The 24,348-nt window shown below is 37.0% G+C and carries 31 protein-coding genes; 12 read left to right on the top strand and 19 right to left on the bottom strand.

Going from position 1 to position 24,348, the window contains the following annotated elements:
* Positions 1 to 65 precede the first annotated feature (65 nt).
* Positions 66 to 1,613, top strand: coding sequence for a protein adenylyltransferase SelO (locus tag HBN50_RS01460; RefSeq protein ID WP_273867333.1), 1,548 nt, complete (start codon positions 66 to 68; stop codon positions 1,611 to 1,613).
* Here the strand turns inward: HBN50_RS01460 and HBN50_RS01455 are convergent.
* Complete coding sequence (locus HBN50_RS01455) at positions 1,610 to 2,311, bottom strand: hypothetical protein (RefSeq protein WP_273867331.1); 702 nt, start codon at positions 2,309 to 2,311, stop codon at positions 1,610 to 1,612. The two genes, HBN50_RS01460 and HBN50_RS01455, sit on opposite strands and share 4 nt — an antisense overlap.
* A 69-nt stretch (positions 2,312 to 2,380) precedes the next feature.
* Here HBN50_RS01455 and HBN50_RS01450 point away from each other — a divergent pair, with 69 nt between their 5' ends.
* Complete coding sequence (locus HBN50_RS01450; protein WP_273867329.1) at positions 2,381 to 3,262, top strand: helix-turn-helix domain-containing protein; 882 nt, start codon at positions 2,381 to 2,383, stop codon at positions 3,260 to 3,262.
* Here the strand turns inward: HBN50_RS01450 and HBN50_RS01445 are convergent.
* Together HBN50_RS01445 and HBN50_RS01440 are read right to left on the bottom strand one after the other, a co-directional pair.
* A complete protein-coding gene (locus HBN50_RS01445) occupies positions 3,259 to 3,540 on the bottom strand; it encodes a cupin domain-containing protein (RefSeq protein ID WP_273867327.1) in 282 nt (93 codons plus the stop codon). The genes HBN50_RS01450 and HBN50_RS01445 overlap by 4 nt on opposite strands.
* 9 nt (positions 3,541 to 3,549) lie before the next feature.
* Positions 3,550 to 4,359, bottom strand: a complete 810-nt coding sequence (locus tag HBN50_RS01440) for an endonuclease/exonuclease/phosphatase family protein (protein ID WP_273867326.1) — start codon at positions 4,357 to 4,359, stop codon at positions 3,550 to 3,552.
* Positions 4,360 to 4,447: 88 nt separating this feature from the next.
* Here HBN50_RS01440 and HBN50_RS01435 point away from each other — a divergent pair, with 88 nt between their 5' ends.
* Positions 4,448 to 5,332, top strand: coding sequence for a LysR family transcriptional regulator (locus tag HBN50_RS01435; RefSeq protein WP_273867324.1), 885 nt, complete (start codon positions 4,448 to 4,450; stop codon positions 5,330 to 5,332).
* Between the two features lie 2 nt (positions 5,333 to 5,334).
* Here HBN50_RS01435 and ahpF read toward each other — a convergent pair whose 3' ends face one another.
* Positions 5,335 to 6,882 (bottom strand): alkyl hydroperoxide reductase subunit F, encoded by a 1,548-nt coding sequence (gene ahpF / locus HBN50_RS01430; protein ID WP_273867323.1) that lies wholly within the window; start codon positions 6,880 to 6,882, stop codon positions 5,335 to 5,337.
* A gap of 68 nt (positions 6,883 to 6,950) precedes the next feature.
* Positions 6,951 to 7,517, bottom strand: a complete 567-nt coding sequence (gene ahpC / locus HBN50_RS01425) for an alkyl hydroperoxide reductase subunit C (RefSeq protein ID WP_273867321.1) — start codon at positions 7,515 to 7,517, stop codon at positions 6,951 to 6,953.
* Between the two features lie 252 nt (positions 7,518 to 7,769).
* On the opposite strand from ahpC, the gene HBN50_RS01420 reads away from it, so the two are divergent.
* From HBN50_RS01420 to HBN50_RS01405, 4 genes are all read left to right on the top strand, one after another.
* Entirely contained in the window at positions 7,770 to 8,795 is a 1,026-nt protein-coding gene (locus tag HBN50_RS01420; protein ID WP_273867319.1) for an SAM-dependent methyltransferase, read from the top strand.
* Between the two features lie 93 nt (positions 8,796 to 8,888).
* On the top strand, positions 8,889 to 10,112 hold the full coding sequence (locus tag HBN50_RS01415; RefSeq protein WP_273867318.1) for a M20/M25/M40 family metallo-hydrolase: 1,224 nt from the start codon (positions 8,889 to 8,891) through the stop codon (positions 10,110 to 10,112).
* Positions 10,093 to 10,929 (top strand): GNAT family N-acetyltransferase, encoded by an 837-nt coding sequence (locus tag HBN50_RS01410; protein WP_273867317.1) that lies wholly within the window; start codon positions 10,093 to 10,095, stop codon positions 10,927 to 10,929. Before HBN50_RS01415 ends, HBN50_RS01410 begins: the two co-directional genes overlap by 20 nt.
* Positions 10,926 to 11,729: a lysophospholipid acyltransferase family protein gene (locus tag HBN50_RS01405; RefSeq protein ID WP_273867315.1), complete on the top strand. Its 804-nt coding sequence runs from the start codon at positions 10,926 to 10,928 to the stop codon at positions 11,727 to 11,729. The genes HBN50_RS01410 and HBN50_RS01405 overlap by 4 nt, the downstream gene beginning before the upstream one ends.
* Here the strand turns inward: HBN50_RS01405 and HBN50_RS01400 are convergent.
* Positions 11,726 to 12,496, bottom strand: a complete 771-nt coding sequence (locus HBN50_RS01400) for a hypothetical protein (RefSeq protein WP_273867314.1) — start codon at positions 12,494 to 12,496, stop codon at positions 11,726 to 11,728. The genes HBN50_RS01405 and HBN50_RS01400 overlap by 4 nt on opposite strands.
* A gap of 172 nt (positions 12,497 to 12,668) precedes the next feature.
* Between HBN50_RS01400 and HBN50_RS01395 the strand changes: the two genes are divergently transcribed.
* Entirely contained in the window at positions 12,669 to 13,433 is a 765-nt protein-coding gene (locus HBN50_RS01395) for a trypsin-like serine peptidase (protein WP_273867313.1), read from the top strand.
* 30 nt (positions 13,434 to 13,463) lie between these two features.
* On the opposite strand, the gene HBN50_RS01390 is transcribed toward HBN50_RS01395, so the two are convergent.
* Entirely contained in the window at positions 13,464 to 14,552 is a 1,089-nt protein-coding gene (locus HBN50_RS01390) for a PQQ-dependent sugar dehydrogenase (RefSeq protein WP_273867312.1), read from the bottom strand.
* 161 nt (positions 14,553 to 14,713) lie between these two features.
* Between HBN50_RS01390 and HBN50_RS01385 the strand changes: the two genes are divergently transcribed.
* Positions 14,714 to 15,160 carry a hypothetical protein gene (locus tag HBN50_RS01385; RefSeq protein ID WP_273867311.1) on the top strand — a complete coding sequence of 149 codons (447 nt, stop codon included), beginning with the start codon at positions 14,714 to 14,716 and terminating at the stop codon, positions 15,158 to 15,160.
* Positions 15,161 to 15,168: 8 nt separating this feature from the next.
* On the opposite strand, the gene HBN50_RS01380 is transcribed toward HBN50_RS01385, so the two are convergent.
* Entirely contained in the window at positions 15,169 to 15,342 is a 174-nt protein-coding gene (locus HBN50_RS01380; protein ID WP_273867310.1) for a hypothetical protein, read from the bottom strand.
* 111 nt (positions 15,343 to 15,453) lie between these two features.
* Between HBN50_RS01380 and HBN50_RS01375 the strand changes: the two genes are divergently transcribed.
* On the top strand, positions 15,454 to 16,032 hold the full coding sequence (locus HBN50_RS01375) for an HAD family hydrolase (RefSeq protein ID WP_273867309.1): 579 nt from the start codon (positions 15,454 to 15,456) through the stop codon (positions 16,030 to 16,032).
* Between the two features lie 4 nt (positions 16,033 to 16,036).
* Here HBN50_RS01375 and HBN50_RS01370 read toward each other — a convergent pair whose 3' ends face one another.
* The 3 genes from HBN50_RS01370 to HBN50_RS01360 form a co-directional block, all read right to left on the bottom strand.
* Positions 16,037 to 16,696: a DsbA family protein gene (locus HBN50_RS01370; RefSeq protein ID WP_273867307.1), complete on the bottom strand. Its 660-nt coding sequence runs from the start codon at positions 16,694 to 16,696 to the stop codon at positions 16,037 to 16,039.
* Positions 16,686 to 17,090, bottom strand: coding sequence for a disulfide oxidoreductase (locus tag HBN50_RS01365; protein ID WP_273867305.1), 405 nt, complete (start codon positions 17,088 to 17,090; stop codon positions 16,686 to 16,688). Before HBN50_RS01365 ends, HBN50_RS01370 begins: the two co-directional genes overlap by 11 nt.
* Positions 17,091 to 17,155: 65 nt before the next feature.
* Entirely contained in the window at positions 17,156 to 17,941 is a 786-nt protein-coding gene (locus HBN50_RS01360; protein ID WP_273867303.1) for a hypothetical protein, read from the bottom strand.
* Positions 17,942 to 18,055: 114 nt separating this feature from the next.
* Here HBN50_RS01360 and HBN50_RS01355 point away from each other — a divergent pair, with 114 nt between their 5' ends.
* Positions 18,056 to 18,565 (top strand): GrpB family protein, encoded by a 510-nt coding sequence (locus HBN50_RS01355; protein WP_273867300.1) that lies wholly within the window; start codon positions 18,056 to 18,058, stop codon positions 18,563 to 18,565.
* Here HBN50_RS01355 and HBN50_RS01350 read toward each other — a convergent pair.
* A complete protein-coding gene (locus tag HBN50_RS01350; protein ID WP_273867297.1) occupies positions 18,552 to 19,037 on the bottom strand; it encodes a zinc-dependent peptidase in 486 nt (161 codons plus the stop codon). The genes HBN50_RS01355 and HBN50_RS01350 overlap by 14 nt on opposite strands.
* Before the next feature lie 56 nt (positions 19,038 to 19,093).
* On the opposite strand from HBN50_RS01350, the gene HBN50_RS01345 reads away from it, so the two are divergent.
* A complete protein-coding gene (locus HBN50_RS01345; RefSeq protein ID WP_273867296.1) occupies positions 19,094 to 19,738 on the top strand; it encodes a hypothetical protein in 645 nt (214 codons plus the stop codon).
* Here HBN50_RS01345 and HBN50_RS01340 read toward each other — a convergent pair.
* From HBN50_RS01340 to HBN50_RS01310, 7 genes are all read right to left on the bottom strand, one after another.
* Positions 19,722 to 20,072 (bottom strand): hypothetical protein, encoded by a 351-nt coding sequence (locus HBN50_RS01340; RefSeq protein ID WP_273867294.1) that lies wholly within the window; start codon positions 20,070 to 20,072, stop codon positions 19,722 to 19,724. The two genes, HBN50_RS01345 and HBN50_RS01340, sit on opposite strands and share 17 nt — an antisense overlap.
* Positions 20,069 to 20,899, bottom strand: a complete 831-nt coding sequence (locus HBN50_RS01335) for a DUF5718 family protein (RefSeq protein ID WP_273867292.1) — start codon at positions 20,897 to 20,899, stop codon at positions 20,069 to 20,071. Before HBN50_RS01335 ends, HBN50_RS01340 begins: the two co-directional genes overlap by 4 nt.
* Positions 20,900 to 20,930: 31 nt before the next feature.
* Positions 20,931 to 22,040, bottom strand: a complete 1,110-nt coding sequence (locus HBN50_RS01330) for a hypothetical protein (protein ID WP_273867288.1) — start codon at positions 22,038 to 22,040, stop codon at positions 20,931 to 20,933.
* Entirely contained in the window at positions 22,024 to 22,293 is a 270-nt protein-coding gene (locus HBN50_RS01325) for a hypothetical protein (RefSeq protein WP_273867286.1), read from the bottom strand. Before HBN50_RS01325 ends, HBN50_RS01330 begins: the two co-directional genes overlap by 17 nt.
* Positions 22,294 to 22,421: 128 nt before the next feature.
* The gene (locus HBN50_RS01320; protein WP_273867285.1) at positions 22,422 to 23,126 is read right to left on the bottom strand and encodes a hypothetical protein; all 705 of its coding nucleotides are present in this window, start codon (positions 23,124 to 23,126) and stop codon (positions 22,422 to 22,424) included.
* A gap of 83 nt (positions 23,127 to 23,209) precedes the next feature.
* Positions 23,210 to 23,533, bottom strand: a complete 324-nt coding sequence (locus HBN50_RS01315; protein ID WP_273868338.1) for an AzlD domain-containing protein — start codon at positions 23,531 to 23,533, stop codon at positions 23,210 to 23,212.
* A complete protein-coding gene (locus HBN50_RS01310) occupies positions 23,533 to 24,222 on the bottom strand; it encodes an AzlC family ABC transporter permease (RefSeq protein ID WP_273867283.1) in 690 nt (229 codons plus the stop codon). The genes HBN50_RS01315 and HBN50_RS01310 overlap by 1 nt, the downstream gene beginning before the upstream one ends.
* Positions 24,223 to 24,348: the final 126 nt, after the last annotated feature.

Here is a 24,348-nt window from a genome sequence, read left to right as displayed (position 1 = left end):
TAACATACGAATTGAGATTAATGTGCTATAGTGAAAAAAATTTAGTTAAAAAGAAAGTGTAACCTATGAAAAAAACATTAACAGACCTCAGCTTCAAGGCACCATTCACTGAGAATTTCCAAGGTGAAGATGATATTAATTTTATGCCAAGACAAACACACAATGCGCTCTATGCTCGAATTCAGCCTGAGCAGCCGAGCAATGCAAAACTGATTGGATATTCTAGCGAGTTGTTGTCTGAACTTAAAATCGATTCACTCGATCAAAGATCAATTGATATCTTAACCGGTAGTCCCGATGAAAATATCCCCTACTATTCTCTTTGCTATGGGGGGCATCAATTTGGTCACTGGGCCGGACAACTGGGAGATGGAAGGGCCATTATTCTTGGTGAAGTTGAGGGAGTGAATCAACGATGGGAATTACAATTAAAAGGCGCAGGAAGAACTCCTTATTCTAGAAGGGCCGATGGAAAGGCCGTCCTACGCTCATCTGTAAGAGAGTTTTTGATGAGTGAGGCGATGCACTACTTAGGAGTTCCAACGACAAGAGCATTAAGTCTAACCCTAACAGGTGAAGATGTTCTTCGCGATATGTTCTATGATGGAAATCCTGATTACGAGCAAGGTGCAGTAGTCTGCCGAATGGCCGAGAGCTTTCTTCGCTTTGGAAATTTCGAGTTACTCGCTGCCCGAGGAGAGATCGACAATCTTCGCTCTCTTGTCACTTATACAATTGAAAATTACTATCCAGAAATAGACCCTTCGGATCAAGACTCCCATTTTAAATTCTATTCAGAGGTCTTTCATCGAAGTATCGATATGGTTATTCATTGGATGAGAGTCGGATTCACTCATGGAGTAATGAATACAGATAATATGTCCATTCTCGGTTTAACAATCGATTACGGCCCTTATTCTATGCTCGATAAATTTGATCTTAATTTTACTCCCAATACCACAGATCTTCCTGGACGTCGCTATGCCTATGGAAGACAGCCTTCTGTTGTCTATTGGAATTTGGCGATGCTAGCTGAATCTCTTTTTAAATTAGACAAGAATAACGACAAAATTAAGACCCTTCTTCAATCATATCAAGAGATCTTTTATAGAAAATATGAACTCATGATGCACAAAAAACTTTCACTGACAGAATGTGACAAATCAACAGAGTTCATTCAAAGAACGCTTCAGGTGTTAGAAAAATTTGAATTCGATTACACTTCATTTTTTAAATTACTTGAAACGATTCATAATCAATCGAGCATCGATAAACTCACACGTGAAGAAATCAAAGAATTTTCTTATAAAGACATCTCATCTGATGATGAGCTTTTAATTAAGGCCTACTTAAAAGAATATCTTTCTCTTAAAGATTTTAGTGATAGCTCTCTTAAGTTAATGAAAAAATCCAATCCATCTTTTATATTAAGAAATTATCTTCTTCACGAGGCCATTAGCGAACTGAATCAAGGAAAGAGAGAGACATTCGATCAACTTCTAGAGGCCCTTAAAGACCCTTATAGTGACAAGCACCTTAAAAGCTTTCCTAAGAAAGCTCCCAAGTGGGCCTTTAAAACGGCTGGCTGCTCACAGCTTTCATGTAGCTCTTAAGCGTGACGATGAGATTTCATTTTTTCATAGAACCCTAAATTAATAAGCGTTGAAAGATACATCTTTGGATTGTCTTTCATACGCTTTTTCATAAGTTCAATCATGACTGAGATATGATTTTTTCCAGGATAGCGCTCAAAAACTTCATTATAATTTTCCTCATGAAGTCGATGGGTCCAAAGATCTGCAACATCTATTCCCGCACCATAGTGAAGATACTTAAGCTCTAAACTCTTTGATTCAGCAACCCCTATAGCATCATGGTACATAATCATCTCATGAATCAGATCAAGCTCACGTGCTTCAAAATCATCCTTACAATGAGAGCAGGCCTCCTTTGCTCCAGCGACTTCAAATGTTGTATGTGTGCAATCTCTCATAAGTCCAAGATCATGCAAAAGTGAACCGACAAAGAATACTTCATCATCTACTCTTTCATTATTTGCTTTCATCATCATCTTTCCAAACGAATAACTTCGAAGTCCATGATTTAAAAGAGCTGGTTCATAGAGTTCATTGGCCAAGTTAAGAATTTTCTCGACTCTTGAGCTTTTTGGAATTTCCCAAATATCTTCATTTAGATAATCTACTTTATTTAGATGAATCATTTTTGAAAGCTTAAAAAGAGATTCTTTAAATTCATGTTTGATTAAGTTCTTAACGAGAAAACACTTTGAGGGAGCAACTAATTCTTTCATATTATAATCCTTTTCCCTCAATTTAATCTCTTCTTGACCTATTGGGCACTGTCACATAAAACACAATCTATGCAATATACGCCAACAAGAATTCATATTTTAGATGACTCAAATACTCTTAAAAGTATTACCTATAGTTTTTACGACCACTTTATGATTGCGAAGAAATTAATTCATAAAAGTGACTTTCTAGTTACAAATCAATCAAAATCTCCATTATCTCCTAAAGAGAATGTCGACTTTCTCATTCTACCTCCAAGTTTTGATATTCACCTTCCTACGAAAAAAGAAGCGAATCTCATTCACAGGGCCATTTCGGATAAAAAGTACGTTATTGCTTGTTGCGGTGGCGTTTTAAAGCTTGCATCCTTAGGTCTTTTAGATGGAAAAAAAGCGACGACTCACAGAATATTTCAAAATGATTTGCTAGAAAAATATCCAAATATTAAACCGGCCCTTAACCACGTACTGATTGAACAAGGTAAACTCGTTACCGCTGGAGGACTTCTTAGTTATCTCGATGTCATCTGCTTTATTATCAAAAAGGTTCACGGAATCAAGGTAGCAAGATCATTTAACCACTTTCTGCAAGGACCAGGGATTAGAGAATATCAACCAACATACCAAGAGAATGAAAAAAGACCCGTTTTATACGACTATTTCTCTAGAGCAAACCCAGAGCAATTCACTCTCGAAGAATGTTCACATCATTACAAAATGTCTAAGAGAAGTTTTCAACGCTACTTAAAAGAGAAATATGATTGTTCATTTAGAGAGATTCTTAAAACTTACCGTCTCTATGAAACAAAGAAGTTAATTGGAAAGAAGATCCCTATTAAAGAGATCTCCTTTCAATTAGGCTTTATCGATGATGTTAGCTTTCGACGCTTCTTTAAAAAAGAAATGCAGATGAGCATATCAAGATATCGTGAACTTCAACTTATCTTTTAAACCGGATTTCGATACCAAATAAGACATTCAAGCGATTTTCCACTTTCAGGAATCATTCTATGCGCCGTTTTGGCGGGAATTTTTTGTATCATCCCACTCAATAATTCCATATTTTCTTTGGGCGTTTCAATGACACCCTGTCCACTTAAGACATAGACATACTCATCTTCTAAATGAGAATGAAATCTCCCTTCTCTTTCAAAGATAAGATGTTCTAATTTATAAAGATCCGCATTGAGATCAAGAGTTCTCATTCTACCAAATGATGTATCTTTCATGAGTACCCCTTAAAGCTTTACTTGAACAGCGCAGTGGTCAGAGATATTACGATTGTAAAATCTTTCGTTTTGATAGGGGGTTTGTACTGAGCCTTTTTGACAAGGTCCATAGACACGAAGAGATTGAATCTCTAGTCCACGAGAGAACGCACGATCTAAGGTTTTTGGAAATCGCCCTAGAAAAGTAGCTACTCTATTTTCAATATGCTGGTAACCAACAGGAGAAAGGATATCTTCCATCAGCTCATGATCATCTTTCCAATTACCAGTTACATCAAAAGGAAAGGTATTAAAATCACCAATAATAAGACTCTTTTTTGAAATCTTTAACGAGTTCGCAAGCTTTTCGATTTGATTAAGTCTTGTTTGGGTTTCTCTTGTGCCCGCTTTTAAGTGGAGACCTACAATTGAGATTGCTTGAGAAGTAGACTTCTCTTTAAGGTTTAAAATCATGGCCGGTCGAAGTCCTCCCCGACCTAGCTGTACTTCAAATTCGGCATCAAAAGACTCTACAATATCTTCTTTTGCACAAATAACGACAAATTGGTGTGATTGGCTCTCTACTTCATATGTTGAACAATTTAGTGCAGGAAAAAGAGAGGCCAATCGCACAGGATCAGTAATTTCTTGAAAGACATAAACATCACTCACAGGAATCTCAGAAGTTAAGAATTGAACAATCTCACGATCTCGAAATTCTTGTGAAGAATCACCGTTAATTCGTCCGCCTCTTCCATACCACTCAACGTTCAAACTCGTTACAGTAAGGGCGCTTGAGAGTATTGGGAAAAATAATAAAAGGGTCAATAAATGTTTCAAGTTCTTCTCCTAGTAAAAATTATAGAGAATTGATACCGATAAGAAAAGTTATTGAATAATATATAATTAGACCTTAACCTATTCCATTATGGAATATATAAATCTCAACAACTTACGCCATTTTTTCTTCGTCGCTAAATACGAGAGCTTCTCTATTGCTGCAAAGCACCTTTTAATTCAACAACCGGCCATTAGTAAGAATGTTAAAAGTCTTGAGCAATCACTTCAGGTTCAGCTATTTCAAAAAGTCGGGCGTGGAGTTAAGTTAACGAGAGAGGGAGAATATATATTCTCAAAGTGTGAGGAGATTTTTGCAGGAATCGATCAAATCGCAGAGTTTTCAAGAAATGAGGGGCTTCCGATAAAAGAGAATTACTCACTTGGCTGCAGTGATCTTATCGCATCAGAGATCATGCCAGAGCTTATTCGAGAAGTTGAAAAAGACTTTCCTCATGTTCGCCCAATTATTCAAAGTGCTACTATTGAAGATTTAATTCAGAAAATGAAAGAGGATTCTTTAAAGCTTGCTCTTAGTTTCCACTCTCCTAAAAAAGTAAGTGGTATTAAAATCATCGAGCGCTTTGCCTTTCGCTTTAAAGTCGTTATTTCAAGTGAATACTTTCACTCTCACAAAGTGCGCTCTTCTTTTATTGGTTCGAAAGAAGTTGAAAATAAGCGCTCAGCAAACTTTCCCGTTGTAGAGAAATTAAAAGAGTTAAATCCAGATACCCAAATTCGCTACTCTTCAAATAACCTTCTCTCGCACAAGGAAATGGTTCTTAAAGGACTTGGGATAGCTCTTTTGCCCCAATTTATTGTTGAAAAAGAAGTTAGGGAAGGAAAGCTGAAGTACTTAATTAATGATGAGTTTCAATTTGATTTGAAAGTAATTTCAAAAACGAAGGTGAAGCTTAGCAATCTCGAGAGAGAACTAATTACTAAGCTTCACCATCTATGCACAATCCTCAAATAACGCTACGAGGAGACCATTTGATCTTCAAAGGCCGTAAGTGATGCTTTTGCACCTTCACCCATGGCGATAATAATCTGCTTATAAGGAACTGTTGTTACATCTCCTGCCGCATAAATACCTTTCACATTTGTACGACACTTTTGATCGACAACGATTTCACCAAAGCGATTGACTTCAACAACATCTTTAATGAATTCACTATTTGGCTTGAGACCAATTTGAACGAATACTCCATCAAGTTCAACTTTTTTCATTTCACCTGATTCGCGTTCTTCGTATTCAAGAGCGACAACTTTATCACCATCTCCTAAAACTTCACTTGTTCTCGCGTTTGAAATAATTGTCACATTAGAAAGTGATTTCAATTTATTTACGAGGACTTCATCCGCTTTTAGATCAGGCATAAATTCAAAGAGCGTCACCGACTTCACAATCCCCGCAAGATCGATGGCAGCCTCTACCCCAGAGTTTCCTCCACCGATGACAGCAATATCTTTACCTTTGTAGTAAGGCCCATCACAGTGTGGACAAAAAGCGACACCACGACCGATGTACTCTTTTTCACCTGGAATCCCAAGCTCTCTCCACTTTGCACCAGTGGCAACAATGAGGGCCTTAGTTTTCAAGAACTCTCCACTATCGAGTTCTAAAATTTTCAAATTATCATTTCTAATCTCTTGAACTCTTCTGTGCTCAAGAACTTTAATATCATATTCAGCAATGTGAGTTGCAAGTTGGTTTGCTAGTTGTGGTCCCTCTGTATAAGGAACAGAAATTAAGTTTTCAATTCCCTTTGTATCCTGAACCTGACCACCCATTTTTTCAGCAATAATAACTGTCTTTAATCCCTTTCTCGCACTGTAGATCGCCGAAGAGGCTCCAGCAGGACCACCACCAACGACAACGACATCAAACTCTCCAAGGTCTTTATTAACTGGAGCAGATTCTTCCTTGCCGTATTGATCTTCCAATTTCTTTAGAAGTTCGATAAGCGTCGTTTTTCCAGAACTAAAGAGCTTGTCTTCAGCGATAACACTTGGAACACCTTGGATTTTTAATCGTTGAATTTCATCCTCAGCAAAAGCTCCATCAATCATCTCGTGTGTGAAGCTATCATTGTAGACACTCATTATATTGAGGGCCTGAACAACTTCAGGGCAATTCTCACATGAAAGTGAAATATATGTTTTAAGGTCGATTGGACCCTTTAAATTCTTAATTCGCGTTAAAATTTGTTCATCAGGCAATTTACCTTTACCGTTTGAATTTAAAATGGCCAAAATGAGTGATGTAAACTCATGCCCACCAGGAATACCAGCAAATCGGATTCCGTTTTCTTTTCCATCGTGTGTTAAGTAAAAACGAGGAATAGCAGAAGCGTCTTCAAGCTGAACATAATCGATAAGATCACTTGTCGAAGCAATTTGTTCGAGCATCTGCTCCAACTCACCTTGCTTTTGGTCCTCAGACTTATAGGCCACAAGTTCGATCTTTTTATCGATGGCACCGAAGACACTCTTTAATTGTTCAATAATTGCGCTATCTAGCATAGAAACCTCTTTTTAAAACCCAAGGCCCGAAGGCCTTGAGTCATTTGCATTTTATTCAAAAGTACTTCTTAAATCTTACCTACAAGATCAAGACCTGGCTTAAGAGTTTCCGCACCTGGCTTCCACTTAGCTGGACATACTTCATCAGGGTGCTCAGCGATAAATTGAGCAGCTTGAACTTTTCTCATAAGTTCGTCAGCATTTCTTCCGATTCCATTGTCATGGATTTCAGCAAGTTTAATTTGACCTTCTGGGTTCATTAGGAAAGTCCCTCTGTAAGCAAGACCTTCTTCTTCAATATGAACACCAAATGCACGAGTTAGAGCACCAGTTGGGTCAGCAAGCATTGGGTACTTGATCTTCTTGATTGTATCTGATGTGTCATGCCATGCTTTGTGTGTGAAGTGTGTATCAGTTGAAATTGAATAAACTTCAACACCCATTTTTTGGAACTCTTCATACTTGTCTGCCATGTCACCTAGTTCAGTTGGACAAACAAAAGTAAAGTCAGCTGGGTAGAAGAAAAAGATAGACCATTTACCTTTTAGATCTTCCTGAGTAACTGTTTTAAAGTCTTCGTTGTGGTAAGCTTGTACACTAAAGTCTTCCACAGTTGTGTTAATCAAAGTTTTCATTCATAACTCCTTTGCGTTATTATCTTGTTAATTATATTCGCCGAAATCACGGACTCTTTGAAATATTTAAAAGTTATCGCCCCATAGAGAAAATTTATCACCAAATCGGCTCTTTTTCGCTTGGATTTCAATCGTAATTTCATACACTTACGCTGCACAAGATGACACATATAGACATTACCTAGTACGTGCAAAAAAGCGGCGAATCAGTTAAGTTTTCTCTATCGATCAAGATAAAAGCTGGGAGAAGTTTTGCACTATTTTATTGCTAAGAATAAGGATTGGGTTGGACCATTAGAACAAGAAATTCTTGAAACCCTCAAGTGCTCTAAAGAGAAGCTCACTAGAATCAGTGGTGTCCCCGTCATCCAGCTCGACGACAAAATTAGTTTAAAAGATACTCATATTGCCTTTTCCACAGCGGCCCTCATCAATACTTCTAAGCTCACAGAGGAATCAATCTCTAAACAGGCAAAAGAAGCAAGTGAACTCATCGCCAAAGCACCGCTAGAAAATGAGGCCATAAACTTAGATGTCTTTAGCTTAACAAATAAGTACGGAGTCCTAGAAACTGGCCGCGCTGAAATCATTAAAGAAAAAATTATCAAAGAACTTCGAAAGAAAAATATCTTCGTCCCTAGAAAGAAGAAGGCCAATCGCTCTGTAGTACAAATTATGATTCTTCCAAGTCGTGAAGTCGTTCTTTCAATCACCATAGAAAAAGATCTTCCTCAATACAAAAGCCTTCTCTCTCCATTTGTGGGAGGCTTTAATAATGTTGAAGACAATAAAAAAGCTCCATCGCGTGCTTTCAAAAAAATTGTTGAAGCTCAACTCATCCTTGAAAGACCCATCTTAAAAGATGAAACGCTCATCGATCTTGGAGCCTGTCCGGGAGGATGGACTTATATAGCAAGACAAGCTGGCGCAAAAGTTATTGCACTCGATCGAAGTGAACTTCGAGAAGACCTAATGAACGATTCCATGGTTGAATTTGTTCAGGCCGATGCTTTCAAATATAAGACAGAGAGGCCACTTGATTGGGCGATTTCCGATATTATTTGTACGCCTCAAAGAATTTTGGAATTAATTGATACTTGGGTTGTTAGTGAGCATTGCTCTCAATTTGTTTTTACGATTAAGTTTCAAGGAAGCGATGGATACGATGTTTTAACTGAATTTAAAGAGAAGATTCCAACTCTTCCCTACCATGTTATTTTAAAGCAATTAAATGCTAATAAAAATGAAGTAACAATTATGGGAATAAAAAAAGCCTAACAAGATCTAAATAAAGTGATCATCAACTCATAACAAAAAAAGCTCAATTTTTGTGCTCTAATTATTATCAGAGACATTTAATAAGGAATGTATTTGATTTTAGAAAGAGCACACACACCGATTTCTAATGACCTTTTCCTTAATGATTTCATTGGAGAAGATTTCTTGGAAGAGATCATCTCTATTGATTCACAAGTAAAGAACCTTAAAGGGATTGAAAAGGTACAATTACGACTCAAAGAAGAGTTTGAGAGACTTAGTTTTAAAACTGAGATGATTTCAAATCCTTTAATTGAAAGTGCGCCACTCTTAATTGCAAAGAGAGTCACTCACCCTCTCAATAAGACTGTTACATTCATTGCTCACAGTGATGTGGTGGCCTCACTAAAAAAGACACCTTTTAAAAAGTGTGAGCACTTCATTCATGGAGCAGGTGTCGCGGATGATAAGGGAGGCGTTACTCTTTGCTTAAAAGCGCTAGATCTTTTTTTTCAATCCAATCAAAAATATCATCTCAATTTCAATGTGGTTATTTCACCTAATGAAGAGACGGGTTCAACTGGTTTTCATACGATCTTTTCTAGGATGGGAAAAGAGTCCGACTATATCCTTGGCCTTGAGCCCGCTCTTCAGGACGGTTCCATCATCAATAAAAGAAGCGGTAATCGTTGGTACCATCTCTGTGCAACGGGAATTGCCGCCCACTCTGGGCGCTTTGGAAATGACTATATCAATGCGGCCCACCACTTAAGTCTTATTATTTCAAAAATTCATTCTCTTAATGATGAAGAAAATCAAAGGCGAATGAATGTTGGAAGTTTCCATGGTGGAAACGGGGGCTTTAATACTATTTGTGATAGGGCCTTTGCAAAAATTGATGCCCGGTTTTCAAGTTTTGAATGCCGAGAAATTTTACATAAGGCCTTTGAAGATATTATTCAAAAGACAACTGTGAGCTGCCCTTACTCTCAAAAGTTGGGACAGCTCATCTACACAATTGAAGATGATTGCCCACCAATGAGCGAGTCTCAATCCATTGAAGAGACTCAGATTTTATTGAATGCAATTGAAAAATATGAATATCACCGCCCTTCATTAAATCATGCAGGTGGTGCTGCTGATATCAATTACTTTGCTCATCCAAATAAATTTCTTCTCGATGGGCTCGGTCCCATTGGAGGAAAGCTACACACAACTGAGGAATACATTGATAGAAAATCCCTATGGAGCAGGACTCAAGCTCTATCGGACTTCTTAGTATCTCTCAACGAAAAGTCCAAACAGGAAAGGAGATCCCATGACGACTTTAACAATTAACTCAATTCAAGCTTTTGAAGGTCTTGGACATACAATAGAAGAGTACTCAATTCGACTTTCTCCGCGATTTGCCACCTATCGACCACATCTCATTTTAGACTTAGAAACAAAAAATTATCGACTTAAAACGGCCACATCTTTAGATGAACTCATTGGTGCCTTTAAACTTCGCCACGAGAACTTTCTTCAAGATATCTGTGAAACAAATGAAATCTATGATGTTGATGAATACGATCATCGATGTGACCACTTAATTATTATCGATAAAGAAAGTGAGACGATTGTAGGAACCTACCGAGTCATCTGTTCAAAATTCCATCACAACTTCTATTCGCAAAGTGAATTTAACCTCGATAATTTTCTTGAAAAAGAAGGTGTCAAAGTTGAACTAGGAAGGGCCTGTATCACTGCGGGCCATAGAAATGGCAACGTCATTGATCTTCTTTGGCGAGGAATTGGTCAATACTCAATGAAAGTCCAGGCCGATTATCTCTTTGGTTGCTCAAGCGTAAAAATCACAGAGAAACAAAAGGCCTTTGATCTATGTTTTTATTTAAAAGAGAAAAGTCTTTTAGAAGATAATTTCAATATACGCCCAATAGGAAAGTTTAAAATGAACTTCAAGGGACTAGAAGTAGAAAACCCAGAGCAAGTTAAAAACCTTCTTCCGCCTCTTTTAAAAAGCTATATCGTAGCGGGAGCAAGCATTGAGGGATTACCAGCTCTTGATAATGATTTTGCCTGCATTGATTTTCTAACGGTTTTAAATCTCAAGGAAGTCAGTTCAGGATTTAAAAGAAGGTATTTTACAAAATGATAAAAGCGAGCGTTCGTTTTATAGGCTTTATTCTTTTAGTACTCTCCTATGGGATAAGTACGCTACCTTTTCTTTTTCTAACCAAGATCTCTCGCTACAAAGCAAGAATTCCCTTAACAAGGATTCTCTCTTTACATGCAAAAGCTCTTCTTTGGATGATCAATATAAAATCCAATACCCCACACTATTTTAATCAAATTGATGATACCCCTGGAGAGCTGATCGTGGCCAATCACCTCTCTTACGTTGATATCTTAATCCTTGCTGCATTTAGGCCTAGCTGTTTTGTAACATCAATTGAAATGAGAAATATGCCTTTTCTCGGTCAACTTTGTGAACTTGGAGGCTGCCTCTACGTTGAAAGAAGGTCGAAGAAAAATCTTTCCAATGAGATTGTCGATATTACAAATGCCCTTAAAGGAGGTCTCAATGTCATTATTTTCCCTGAAGCAACGAGCACTAATGGAGAGGAAATCAAGCGATTCAAGCGCCCTCTATTTAAGGCTGCTATTGATAGCGGGTCTACTATCACTCCTATTACAATTAACTACACTTCGCTAAATCAAAAAAGCGTCACTGTTTCTAATCGAGATACAATATTCTGGTATGGAGACATGAGCTTTCTGCCTCATTTTTGGAACCTATTAAAGCAAGATGAAATCACGGCCCACCTCAGTCTTTCTGCTCAAATCTTTACAAGTAAAGATGAAGAGATCTCTGAACTTGCGCAAAGAAGCTATGAGATGGTCAATCTTTACTATTATCCGATTGTTGAAGCAATTAATGAGAGTGTTATCTAAAAAATACTTTTTAAACCGAGAAAATCAAATTCGCATTGGACTAATGCACCAATTTTTAGATCTTCTCTTTTTAATTCATGCGCTAATCCATCAAAAAAAATTTTAACTCCACCAAAATCTAAAATGAAATAATTTTTAAAACTTCCTAGAATTCGACCTATTCCTTTTCCTTCACGACCAATGTAATCCAGTTCAGCGTAAAGTTTTAGACTATTTGGCGAAAGAAGCTTCTTATTATGAACATCAGCAACTAAAGGATATCTTTCAAAAGCTTCCCCTTTATAGCAAGGAAGTGGATGGTAAAAAGTCTCAAATTTGTGATCACCTATTTTAATAATTGGAAAGGCTTCAAAGATATCTTCACTTAGATAATTTGGATCATGAACAACAGCACTTGTACTAAATTTATAGATTTCTTTGAGATCAAGAATAACAGGATGATCATTATGTCCTAGAGACTCTATGAAGAAAGTAAAGAGCTTTGAATCATCGACTTTAGAGCCTTTATAGAAAATTTCACTGTCCCAGATTTTTACAAGATATTGAAGAAAATAAATATGGAGGCATTCTAGTTCCTCTAGGAAAAGTCGACATTCAACTTCATTTGAATCTTCTAGAAAGTTAACTTCAGTAGAAGGTGTATGTACTGTAAAAATACGCGCCGAATTAGTGGGAAAAAGAAATTGTTCAAACTCAACAAGAAATTGCGAGTACACCTTATCATTATTTTCTTTTAGTTTAATTGTAAATTTTATTTGGATATTCAAAAAAGCTCCACTTAGTTAAGAGCGATTCATAAAAATACATGATACCTGATAATTGCGAATGAAAGTAAAAAGATTTCTTAATTAACATATTCTATCATCTTCGATCAAAAATTGACGGAGTGCTCTCCGACATTCAATAATTAAAAGAAACAAAACTATCCAAGGATTTAGGATGAAACATTTCTTTTATACTCTTTTACTAGCAAGTAGTGCTCTTGCTGGTGCAAACACTTTTGCCAATGATAAAACGATCTGCGGGATGAATGATGATCGCATTCCTTCTTACAACCCGAAAATCGCGAGGGCCTCAAGTAAAGGTCAACTTGTTGGTTGTACCGTTACAATGATTGGAAAATCTTGTGCTGTCAGTGCAGGACACTGTGTTGGAGCACTCGAGAAGCTCTCTTTTAATGTGCCAGAAAATAATGAAGGCCTGCCAGTTGCCTCAGCTCCAGAAGATACATACTTGCGTTCAAAAGATTATCTTCGCTACAAAGATCAGGGCGCGGGAAATGACTGGGCCGTGATTAAAATTGAAAAGAATGAAATCACGGGTAAATATCCAGGAGAAGTTCAAGGTCACTATGGTGTTCATCTTGAGCCCTACGGTGAAGTAGGAGATATCATTCGTATTACTGGTCATGGTCACGACACTGAAAATCGCGACAAGGCCTTTATTCAACAGACTCACACTGGTGAAATTATCAAAATGGGAAAATGGTTTAATAAGTCTTATTTTGAATATCGGGTGGATACGATGGGTGGTAATTCGGGCTCAAGTATTATTCATGAACAATCACAAAAGATTATTGGGATTCACACTCATGGAGGTTGTCGTCAAAGTGGGACTTCTGGAAATATGGGAACGATTCTCTTTAAGAATGATATCTTTCGTGAAGCTGTTCGAAGCTGCCTTGAATGGGAAAAGCAACTCTAAAAAAATAAAGGCTCCTTATGGGAGCCTTTTTTATTTCTTTAAAACCTGAATAATCTTTCCACTGTCAGTTGAAAAGTAAAGAGCACCATCAGGCCCTGTTCGAACCTGTCGAATTCTCTCTTTAAGATCGTTAAAAAGGCTTTCCTGCTCGATCACTTTCCCCTTCTTAATTGATACTCTTCTTATATGCCTCGAACTTAGATTGGCCAAAAAGAGATCGCCTTTCCACTCAGGGATTTTATCTCCACTGTAAAGTTCAAGCCCAGAGGGAGAAATACTTGGCGTCCAATAGGCCAGAGGTTGCTCAAGCCCCTCTTTTTCAAAAGTTCCAATTGAAGGACCCCAGTACTCTCGGCCATAAGTTATAAGTGGCCAGCCATAATTTTTTCCCTTAGAGATGAGGTTTAGCTCATCCCCTCCTCTTGGTCCAAACTCACAGCTATAGAGAGTTTTCGATTCTCTGTCCATGGCAATCCCCTGTGGATTGCGATGTCCATAGCTCCAAATCTCAGGGAGGGCACCCTTAGTTTTTGAAAATGGATTTCCACTAAAGGCCTTTCCATCTAAAGTTAAGCGAAGAATTTTACCATTGTGATGAGTGAGTTTTTGAGCAAAGTCTCTCTCTCCCCTATCTCCGATTGTCATGAATAATTGATCTCCATCAACAACTACTCGAGAGCCAAAGTGGCGAGTCGTATCACTTGAAACTTTTGCCACAAAGATTTTCTTTGTATTTTCAAGTGAGTCCTTCTTCCACTGTCCACGAACAAGTGCCGTTGTCGCGAGACCTTTTTCCTCTATACTCATTGTTAAATAGACCCAGGTCATTTCACCATTTTTTAAAACGACAACATCGAGAAGTCCGCCCTGTCCACTTGAATAAACTTTTGGAGAATAGATCAGTTGAGACTTCTTAGTTCTCATATTGTAGTGATAGAGTTTTCCTTCATCACGAATCGTATAAAGAAACTCATTTTCATTTAAAAAATCGAGGCCCCAAATGACTCCCTTCACATCCAAAATGGTGGTCAATTGATATTTTGAGCTCGCCGTAAATGCCGAATCAGCATGAGTTAGTAGTGAAATAAAGAGTGTCATAGATAAGATCATTGTTTTCATGCTTAAATTTTAATGAAGCTTTGACTCTCTTGGCAATAGATTTCAATAACTTAAGATATGTATAAGAAATGAACACCCTCAGTAGTTCTTACAAATCAAATGAACATTATTTTATAGCAGAGACAATAGACCTACCTAAAAAACCTAAAAAAGGAAGAAACATGAGACTACTAATGGGACTCGTACTCTGTGTACTAATGAATCAAAGCTTTGCCACTGAAACGGCATTTATTCTCAATGAGAAATCACTAAACACGATCTTTAAAAAGATTCATGATAAAACCGAGGGAAAGCTGAACTTTGAATTATCAAATATCAAACAATCTGATGATGATCGTGCAGAGATCATTGCTGATATCAAATTAAATGGAAAAGACGCTTGTCGCGATATTTTTGCTGACAAGGAAGCGTTTAAACACACTCCTAAGATCGTCGTCGAACTCTACCAATCACGTGGAGATCGTTCAATTCCAGTAAGACAAGGCAACACACTAAGAGAAGTTGAATGGATTTTCCAAGTTTTTGGAATTAATGCCGATATCAACCACTGGCGTGCAAGTTGGAATGCCTACGTAGAAGAAGTAGCGATTCCAACATGTTACCTATAATAATGCGATTATAATTTCGAAAGGCATGAGTCTTCTAAGAGACTTTTTCTTAAAAAGGAAAGTGGATTTTTAGGCTCAGGCTTTTCGAATTCCTTACGACGGCGTTTTAAAAGCTCCATTTCTTTTTCTAAACCTGATTTAACTTCTTTTTCTTCTGTCTTTTTGTTTTTAAATTCTATCATGAACTTAGCTTAACAGCTCTGGTGGCCAATTCGAAGGCGGAACCCCTTTGCGTTCGGTTAATCCTATGACAAATAGAAAACCTAAGTTAGAATGATTTCAAGGAGACAGTCATGCAGATTAAAGGGTTCTTTTTCGATTTAGACGGCACATTGGTCGATTCAAAGCTAGATTTTGACTTAATGAGAGAAGATTTAGCGTTTCCAGAGGGTGTTCCCATTCTCGAACATATTGATACGCTCACAGATCCAAATCATATTAAGCGCTCTCATGAAATCGTTCATCAGCACGAGCTAAAAGGAGCCATTGAGTCAGAGCTCATTTTTGGTGTGATTGAATTTTTAAATTCTATTAAAGAAAAAAACTACCCGACGGCCATTCTAACAAGAAACTCTAGGGAGTGCAGTGAACTCATGATCAAAAAACATTCTCTAGTTGTCGATCATGTGATTACAAGAGAAGACTTTCCTCCAAAACCTAAACCTGATGCACTTCTTCACTTAGCAAAGATCAACAACCTTGAACCTTGTGAATGTATCTATATTGGAGACTTTGCTTTTGATATCGAGGCAGCAAGAAATGCGGGTATGAAAGCGGGACTTATTCTAACAAAAGACAATGAGAGTTTTAAAGAGAGGGCCGATATTTACTTTAAGGATTACCTCGAGTTAAAAAATCAGCTCTCTCTTTAAAATTTTATTCTTTGTAAAATTTCTTAACTTCAGAATCGACGAGTTCTCTTAGGTGATCGAAGCTAAATTTTTCAAGTGGTCTACCATTAACAAAGAATGTTGGTGTTGCACGAACTCCAAGCATTTTTAAATCACTAACTTCCTGCTTAAGAATTTCTTCGAGCTTTGGATCTTTCATGTCTTCCTTTAGTTTAGCAATATCAACCCCTACATCAGGAAGAATATCAAAAACTTTTTCTGGTTTTGGATCATGGTGAGAGGCCCACATAGGTTGATACTTAAAAAGAATTTCTAGCGACTCCCAATACTTGTCTTGCTTTCTCGTTGCTTCAAGAACCTTGATTGCATGAACGGAATTTCTATGAAAAGGAGCATAGCGAACCACAAGCTTTAACTTTCCTTCGTAAAACTTCATCAATTGTTTAACTGCTGGATAGAAAGCACGACAGCTCTCACATTCGGGATCGAGAAATTCAATGAGCGTAACTTTCGCTTCTTTATCTCCAAAGACTGGCGAGTAATCACGGACAAAGAGTTGTGTTTTTTCTTTAGACATTGTTTCAAATTTTTCTTGCTCCATTGAATCATAGACTTTCACACCGACAAGAAAGAGTGCACATAGGACAGAGAAAGTAAAAAGAGCGAGGATTTTCTTATTTAACATGAGTTCTCCTGTAATAAAGAGTTAAAAGAGCGAGGATTGCACTAAAGGCCACAAAAGAAAGAAGTGGAATTGTGATAAAACCAAACCAATCGAGATAAATTGTTGAACATGAAACACCTTCTCTACAAGGAGCTGCCGTTTCAGGAATAATTCCATTGGCCAAAAGAATATGATAGAGGGCGATGAACCAACCGACAAAGGACATTGGAAGGGCGTAATAAGTTACATTTCGATCATTCTTTAAAAAGCCGATAATCAAAATAATAACCAGTGGATACATTGCAATTCGCTGATACCAACAAAGAGCACAGGGTGGAAACTCCATCACTTCACTGAAGAATAGACTTCCAAGCGTTGCAACGGTAGCGATTACCCAACTAAAAAAGACCAACATATTAAGAACTCCTTAGTATCATCTAAAAGAGTCTTAAGTATAATCACATTTTTACAAAGCTTGAACTAATTTCGAAACAGAAGCTTCTCTAAACCTTCGACACGCAATCTTTCTAAAAACATTTCACGTATTTCAATAAAATTAATATTGAAAAAGTAATTCACCTTATCAGAATTATAAAGTATGTAAGCTTGAAACTCATTCATCATTAGATCTTCATTATTGCGGTCATAGATTCCCTGTAAACGTTGGCGAATAGCTTCACGAGTGTTCTCATCAAGTTCATTTTCCCAAAACTCTTGAACAACTAAACGATAGTGATCATTTTGAAAATAAAGAGCGTGATGAAATTCATGTTCGAGGGTATCTCGCGATTTTGCGACATAGCTAATCACAACGGTATCAGGATCTAAAATAATCTTGTCGAGATATTTTTTAAAAAAGGCGTTTTCAGAGTCATTTACACAGACATCTATATTTTTACGACAACTCTTTATGAGCGTTTTTCTATAAAGAAGAAGGTCCTCTCCTCTTAAGTCATGGCCACCAATGATGTCTCGGTAATGAAGAAATTGCTCAAAGTCTTCTTGTTTTCCAAAATCTAGAAGCTGTTGGTCTTTGTTTTCTACAAATAGGCTTGCTCCTAAGAAGATATCATTCATTAGATACATATCCGCAAATGAGCATACAAGAGTTTTCTCCACTTCGCTTAACCAAAAGCACTGATAACTCTCCCCTTTTGTGAGTTCGTATTGATAGACATCACGAATGGATTTTTCCTCGAAAGAAAAAGCGTTAATTGAAAAAAACAGTAGAGCTAAGTAGCTAATAAAATGAAGTTTTTTATACATAGCTCATCTTATCTTCAATAGAGTTTTGGTCAAATGAAAGCTCTTCGTTTTGCAATATCTATCTTATTTTCACTTATCCTTTCATTATCTCTAAGTGTCTGATAAATGATATTAATGAAGAGAAAAGTCGAATTAGTCCCCTATAGTCCTGTTTGGAAAAAGTTTTTTGAAAAAGAGTCTGTGGCCCTATCAAAAATCCTACGTTCAAACCTCGTTTCAAATTTCCACATTGGATCAACGGCCATCGAGTCGATTGTTTCTAAGCCTACTCTTGATGTTCTCTGTGTCGTGCACACTCTTGATGGAATTGAACTGTTTAAAGATGAATTTGAACGCGCTGGCTTCTCTTGGAAAGGAGAGCATGGGTTAAAAGATAGACTTTATCTTGTTCGCTACGCTCCCGATGGAATCAATCATATGTGCCATGTTCATATTATGAAAAAAGAAGACCCAAGGGTTCTCGATCATTTAGATTTCGTTGAATACCTCAATCGCGAGGAAAAAGTTGCTAAGCAATACGAAGAAGTAAAAGTTGCTCTACAGAGACAGTTCTCTGAGAGTCCTGAGGCCTATCAAAATGGCAAGAGTGAGTTTATCTCGATTATTCTTTCTAATCTTCGCTAGTCCACTCTCTAGGGTCTAGTCCATAATAGGCCCTTAAAAACTCATAGCTTCTTGGACAATCTATAAATAACTCATCAGCTTCGAAGAAAAACCTCTTTGAATAACCAGAGAAATCATAATTCATATTTTTTAGGGCCATCTTCCCGTATTCAAATTCAAACTGCTTAGCATTGAAAGAGAACCAATCAGACAGCTCAAAATGTTCGAAGTTCTCACTAACACTAGGATAGTAATTCGTTTTACGATTGATAAGAGGGAGACAAGCACTCATGCAAATCTTAATTTTATCATTCTCTATGGTGTCACTCTTCCACTTTTTTTCTAGATAAAATGTTGCCATATGCTTTAAAAGTTTATCTTTTAGTTCACTCGGCAATTTCATAAAGATCTCAGATTCAGATTCTAAGATCTTATTCCATTCTTCTCGATTATTTTCGTAGAATTTCACATGCCCTTTGCGGGAGATCTTCACTTTATAATTTCTATAAACGAAATACAAAATTATAAGACCAAGTAAAATAAAAATAATTGCAAATACCATATGAAAGACCTGAACTTGAAAAACTATTAACTCATCTCTATGCTTATATCATGGTTAAACACGAAGATAAAATTCCCTTCTTTCTTCCAAAGAAAGAACCAAAGCTCATTATTCTAGGAACAATGGGATCAATAAATGCGAGAGCCATTGATGGAGTAGATCCGGGACCTTGCTTTTATTATAATAATAATCGCAATCATTTTTGGAAAGTACTTCAGTATCTCTTTGAGCCCGACAGAGACCCCAAGAAACTAGACTTAAAAGAAAAGAAGCAGTTCCTTGAGAAGCACTCTATTGCGATGACAAATATTGTAGAAAGCGTCGATGTTCCTAATAAAGATAAATTAGACCCTTCTGATACTGTTTTATTTTATGCACACAAAAAAGGAAGGCTAATAACAAAGAAACTTCCTAGGAAATTTAGAGCATATTTAAAAACAGCACCCCTCTTTTTCACGTGTCGAAGTAAGAAAGGAATCACCAATCTTCTTGAAAGCTTCTTTGAAAATAATGAAGTGTCATTAAACGCAAAAAGCGACGTATGGTTTTGGGCCACACCCACAAGGTGTAACCCGCTTAAGCGTAGTCTTCTTTGGAAAGAAGAAATGGATCGCTTTATTGAAACTTATTAAACCAAAGCATAATTAGAAGAATAAAAAATGTATTAAGGCCTATAGAGAGGGCCCTTCCTTTAAGAATCTCATCAATTCTTCTTTGAATAAGTTGATAAGAAGGAACCTTCTGTGTTTCTATCTGTAGATCTTCTTTCACTTTACTTTCAACTTTTTTTCTAAACTTGGCCTCTTTAAAAAAAGCATATTGAGTACAAAAAAGGACACCAATGAAGACGTATTGTATCATTGGTAACGGGTAAGTTGAGAATTGAAAAAAGAGTGCCAAAGGTAAAACAAAGACTAGAAAAAGCAGCACAAAGTAACTAAGCTGATATTTAAAAAATAACTTCATGAAACAACCTTTTGAACAAGAAATGAAGCTCCATCCAATTGGTGGTTTCCATTTTTTAAGTTTTCTAAAATATCTAAATTAGAGTATTTTCTCTTATCATAGACAACAACAATACTCTCATCCCCAACCGATAAGAAGTTTGTCTTTCCATATTCTGTATATCGAGTAGCACCGATACTCAAAAGACACTGAGAAGGCCTTCCTGCACGCATAAGATAATCGTGGATATTCTCAGCAGGGCCCTCGTTCTTTTGATAATTTAAACGATCCACCACCCAATCGAGTAGTTTCTGATGAAAATAGCTATAACTTAGAACATCACTCACTTCTCCATATTGTATAAGTTCTGAATCAACGCGATGAAAACAAGTAATTTGATAATGGTCTAAGATCCCACCTTCATTGAATGTATCAATCGGAATAAGTTGATCAGAAAGCCCTTTTGAACACTCTCCCCAGTTTTTCTTTTCACTTATTTTCTTTGCTCCAGGTCTTCGAATAGAACAATCATTATAGGCACCAAATAAGATCGGATTTAAAGAAACGACTTGATCGCCTTCGTACTCAATGTCACAAATAAGAGCAACTTCAGGCTCGATTTGAACATCATGTGAAGTCTCTGGAAATTTTAATTGATCACAAGAGATTGGCATGATCTTCAAGTTATTATCAGTAATATTGTTTGGTAAATAGAAAGGAAAAACGGCCTTTGGCTGATTTTCTTCGGCAACTTCAACCTTTTCAAAGTCTTTTGCCTCTCGAGCTTGTTCTAAGTGACCTGCAAAGTTACCGGCAACACCAAATCCAATCATTGATTCAAAATTCATTGTGATCTCCTCATTGAGATTCTATTTTAATTTAATCAATGAGTTCTTGAAAGTTTAAAGTTTTAAGAATTGAATTAGCGCTGAAATAAACGAGGACAATAAGCATTTCATCTTCCTTCGACAGATTTCCATTTTGAAGCTTTTTAAGAGCTTTCATTGAAACCTTATTCGAAAAAGAGACATAGTGGCGAAGATCACTACTAGATATTTGCTTGCGACTAAAAATAAGTTGAAATAATTTTTTATGAATTGTATCGAGAGATTTATTCAAAGATAAAAACTCTTCATTTTCTTTTGCTATTGCATGAAATTTTAACTGGCCCTGATCACAGCGATAGACCTCAGTAAAATAAGAGCATTTTGATCCATACTCAGTTCGTGGAATTTCATCATATTCCCTATAATTCGGTATAATCGATTGACTTTCTTGGCAATCTTTGTCCCTTGATCGGCCATAGACTTCATTTAACGGAGAAAAGGTGAAGCGATCCTCTTTGTTGGGAGACATCTTTCCAAAGGAAAAGTGTTCATTCAAATAGATCTCTGAGTGTAGTAGATGTTGAAATCCTGTATAGCCTTTTTTAACAGTTGCACTTTGGTAGCGCCCAGGAAAAAGGACCTGCCAAAAGTCTTTATCGACATTATCTTCTTTTTGAAAAATATATTCTTTTCCAAAGACATTAATAATGTCACCGGCCTTTTTCTTCTCCCCAACTTCAAGCCTTCGACAAAGAGGAGTTTCTTCTAACCAATAGCGAACTTCTTTTGAAAAAATAAAACGTGGAATTTTAATTATATTTTGAAGATAAAGGGCCGTGCCCCAACAATTGGGACCATGTTTATAGATTTTTTTATTTTGATATTGTTTTACAAATATTGGAAGACAAGAGTTAACATTTAACTGAAGTTTGCCGCGCTTTTTCTCACACTGAAAGAGACCTTCAGAAGAGGATTTTCTTCCTTCAACTTTATCTCTCCATGAACAAAGGGAGTCCTTTGCTTTTAAGAGCTCGCTACAACTTGAGCCGAGAAGAATAAGACCTTCTTTTTCAAATTGATAACTAAGTCCTAAAGCAACTTGCGGGATACTCAATAAAAGAAATAAGAGAAAAGCTAGAATTGTTCTAATCTTCGTACTCACAATCAAGAAGGTCGACATAACCTTGAGCCGCTCTTAGCCTTTCTTCATTACGTTGAATAAGACCTTTTAAAAAGACTAGCTCATCGACTTGAGCAGTTGTCAAACTCTCTAATTCCTCAAGCTCACGCTCATTCTTTTTAAGATCAATAGCATCGTTAGTATATGTCTTTAGACTCGTTGTTGCGATCTCGCAATCCATAGAAAAGGTTGCGCTTGAAGAAAGCATTATTGCTAAAAGTGCGATAGTTCTCAATTGAAACTCCTCTCAAAAATATAAGTATGAGTCTATTTAATAAGAGAAGATGAGAATTTGTGACACGATGGTTGTAACAGTTTCAAGAGTGACTGTTTTTTTGACACTCTTAAAACTTAATAATTTCGTTAGTTTAGATAGACAATATCGTCAAGAGTCCGCTTTTTAAACTCAGTTGAGACAACTAACTCATGAAGCTTTTCCTGTGACTCTAAGAAACCATCAGTATCCACAGACTTGAAGTTTTCTAGATCATCTCTCTCTAGAATACCAAAGCTCTCCGAGATATGAAGAACCTTACCATTTTTAGAAAGGCCTTGGTCGAGCTCATCAAAAGTAATACTACAATTATAAGGAACATTGATCCATGTACTAAAAGGAACCGCCTTAGCTCCACCAAAGAGATAAAATCCTCCTTGATCAGTCTTTCCTAGAAGATAATCATAATCACTTGTGAGAAAGTTTAAAATATCAAATTCTAAGACTTCAGGACCAATTTGAGCCGTGTTTGGCATCATCATAAAGACGGCATCAAACTCTGCTGAAAGCTTTTTATAAACGCGATCGAGCTTATCTCCAAGCCCACCATCGCCCTGAAAAAGAACGGGATAATCTCCCCAAAACTCGGATTTAAGACCCTCTTTTTCCTCTACCGCCCAAACCAGTTTGATGTCTGGATTGTTATGAGACATCTCAAGGATAAGCTCACGTGTCGCCTCAAGAGAATGCAGATAGAATTCTTCTGCGAAATCTTTCGAAGTCGTTCGCGATAAGCGGTTTCTGATTGGTTTTAACCCAGGAGTTCTAGCAAAGAGAACAAAAGCAACATTCATAGGGGACTCTCTCCGTAAGTCTCTAATATTACTTTAAAATGATGGCATAGAAATTATGGAAATAGAAATAGTTTTTTAAACTCTTAAAAAAGACCCTGCAGAAGATAAAGTGAGAAGAGTCCACAAAGGATCGTACCAATAATGTGTCTCACTTTAAATGAAACAACCACAGCAATAAGAAGTGCGATAAAGCGCTCTTTTTGATGAAATAACTCCACTTGCCCTTGGTGGAAGAAGGCCATGGGAATAAAGAGAGCTGGAAAGACGGCTGCAGGGATAAAAGTAAAGAGCTCTAAAGCTCTTTCAGATAGATTCAAGTACTTTGAAAGATAAATGAAACTAGCTCTTATTAGAAATGTTCCAAGTCCAAGAATAAGAACAATACTCCAATAGTAAGTCGAATCCATCACTTGTTCTCCTCTTTCTTTTTTCTTGATAAAAAAGCACCAAGACAAAGAGAGATTCCAGCTGCAGCGAGAAGCCCTAAATTATATGGCATTGAATGAAAGACAATTGAAAGAAGTCCTGAGCAAGCACTTACATAATAGTACTTATGGTTTTTTAGAGTGGGGATCATCAGAGCAACAAAGCTCAGTGGAACAGCAAAATCGAGAGCGAGACTGGTTGGTGCAAAATTTCCAAAGATAAACCCTAGGGCCACAAAGAAATTCCAAGAAAGCCACATGAAAATACCACTCGATAAGTAGTAGACAATTTTCTCGTTTCTAGTCTTTTCTCTAATATCAGTGGAAACATAAACGGCGTAGGCTTGATCGGTAAGAAAATATGATCCGATTGTTTTAGTAATGAGAGAACTTTCTTTAAAAAGAGAAGAAAACGAAGCGCTATAAAGCATCATGCGCAGATTGATAACAAGTCCTGTTAAGATGATAATAAAGCTCTCAACATTTTTAGTCATAAGATCTACAGCAATGAGCTGGGAGGCTCCAGCAAAAACAAAGACATTGAGCCCTGCAAGTTCGACAACATTTAAAGAAGCATTACTGGCAACAGTTCCCATAATTAATCCAAAGGGAATCACCCCAGGAACAATCTGTGACATGGCCTTAATACCTAATATTATTTCATTTTTCATCTTCATAGCTTGAGCAGTATTGTACCACTTAACTTGAGCTGAAAGCGACAAATATGGTTATTTTTACTCTGTAATAATGGCCAAGAGCCTTGCACCAAATAATTTATGTATAGTATGAGTAAATTC

It is taken from the genome of Halobacteriovorax sp. GB3, assembly GCF_028649655.1.
GTDB lineage: Bacteria > Bdellovibrionota > Bacteriovoracia > Bacteriovoracales > Bacteriovoracaceae > BSW11-IV.
This window is presented reverse-complemented; position numbering and strand designations above follow the sequence as displayed.

Coding starts and splice junctions, on each gene's coding strand:
- HBN50_RS01460 (WP_273867333.1), top strand. CDS start 66: ATGAAAAAAACATTAACAGACCTCAGCTTCAAGGCACCATTCACTGAG.
- HBN50_RS01455 (WP_273867331.1), bottom strand. CDS start 2,311: ATGAAAGAATTAGTTGCTCCCTCAAAGTGTTTTCTCGTTAAGAACTTA.
- HBN50_RS01450 (WP_273867329.1), top strand. CDS start 2,381: ATGCAATATACGCCAACAAGAATTCATATTTTAGATGACTCAAATACT.
- HBN50_RS01445 (WP_273867327.1), bottom strand. CDS start 3,540: ATGAAAGATACATCATTTGGTAGAATGAGAACTCTTGATCTCAATGCG.
- HBN50_RS01435 (WP_273867324.1), top strand. CDS start 4,448: ATGGAATATATAAATCTCAACAACTTACGCCATTTTTTCTTCGTCGCT.
- ahpF (WP_273867323.1), bottom strand. CDS start 6,882: ATGCTAGATAGCGCAATTATTGAACAATTAAAGAGTGTCTTCGGTGCC.
- ahpC (WP_273867321.1), bottom strand. CDS start 7,517: ATGAAAACTTTGATTAACACAACTGTGGAAGACTTTAGTGTACAAGCT.
- HBN50_RS01410 (WP_273867317.1), top strand. CDS start 10,093: ATGACGACTTTAACAATTAACTCAATTCAAGCTTTTGAAGGTCTTGGA.
- HBN50_RS01405 (WP_273867315.1), top strand. CDS start 10,926: ATGATAAAAGCGAGCGTTCGTTTTATAGGCTTTATTCTTTTAGTACTC.
- HBN50_RS01395 (WP_273867313.1), top strand. CDS start 12,669: ATGAAACATTTCTTTTATACTCTTTTACTAGCAAGTAGTGCTCTTGCT.
- HBN50_RS01390 (WP_273867312.1), bottom strand. CDS start 14,552: ATGAAAACAATGATCTTATCTATGACACTCTTTATTTCACTACTAACT.
- HBN50_RS01385 (WP_273867311.1), top strand. CDS start 14,714: ATGAGACTACTAATGGGACTCGTACTCTGTGTACTAATGAATCAAAGC.
- HBN50_RS01380 (WP_273867310.1), bottom strand. CDS start 15,342: ATGATAGAATTTAAAAACAAAAAGACAGAAGAAAAAGAAGTTAAATCA.
- HBN50_RS01375 (WP_273867309.1), top strand. CDS start 15,454: ATGCAGATTAAAGGGTTCTTTTTCGATTTAGACGGCACATTGGTCGAT.
- HBN50_RS01370 (WP_273867307.1), bottom strand. CDS start 16,696: ATGTTAAATAAGAAAATCCTCGCTCTTTTTACTTTCTCTGTCCTATGT.
- HBN50_RS01365 (WP_273867305.1), bottom strand. CDS start 17,090: ATGTTGGTCTTTTTTAGTTGGGTAATCGCTACCGTTGCAACGCTTGGA.
- HBN50_RS01360 (WP_273867303.1), bottom strand. CDS start 17,941: ATGTATAAAAAACTTCATTTTATTAGCTACTTAGCTCTACTGTTTTTT.
- HBN50_RS01355 (WP_273867300.1), top strand. CDS start 18,056: ATGAAGAGAAAAGTCGAATTAGTCCCCTATAGTCCTGTTTGGAAAAAG.
- HBN50_RS01340 (WP_273867294.1), bottom strand. CDS start 20,072: ATGAAGTTATTTTTTAAATATCAGCTTAGTTACTTTGTGCTGCTTTTT.
- HBN50_RS01335 (WP_273867292.1), bottom strand. CDS start 20,899: ATGAATTTTGAATCAATGATTGGATTTGGTGTTGCCGGTAACTTTGCA.
- HBN50_RS01320 (WP_273867285.1), bottom strand. CDS start 23,126: ATGAATGTTGCTTTTGTTCTCTTTGCTAGAACTCCTGGGTTAAAACCA.
- HBN50_RS01315 (WP_273868338.1), bottom strand. CDS start 23,533: ATGGATTCGACTTACTATTGGAGTATTGTTCTTATTCTTGGACTTGGA.
- HBN50_RS01310 (WP_273867283.1), bottom strand. CDS start 24,222: ATGAAAAATGAAATAATATTAGGTATTAAGGCCATGTCACAGATTGTT.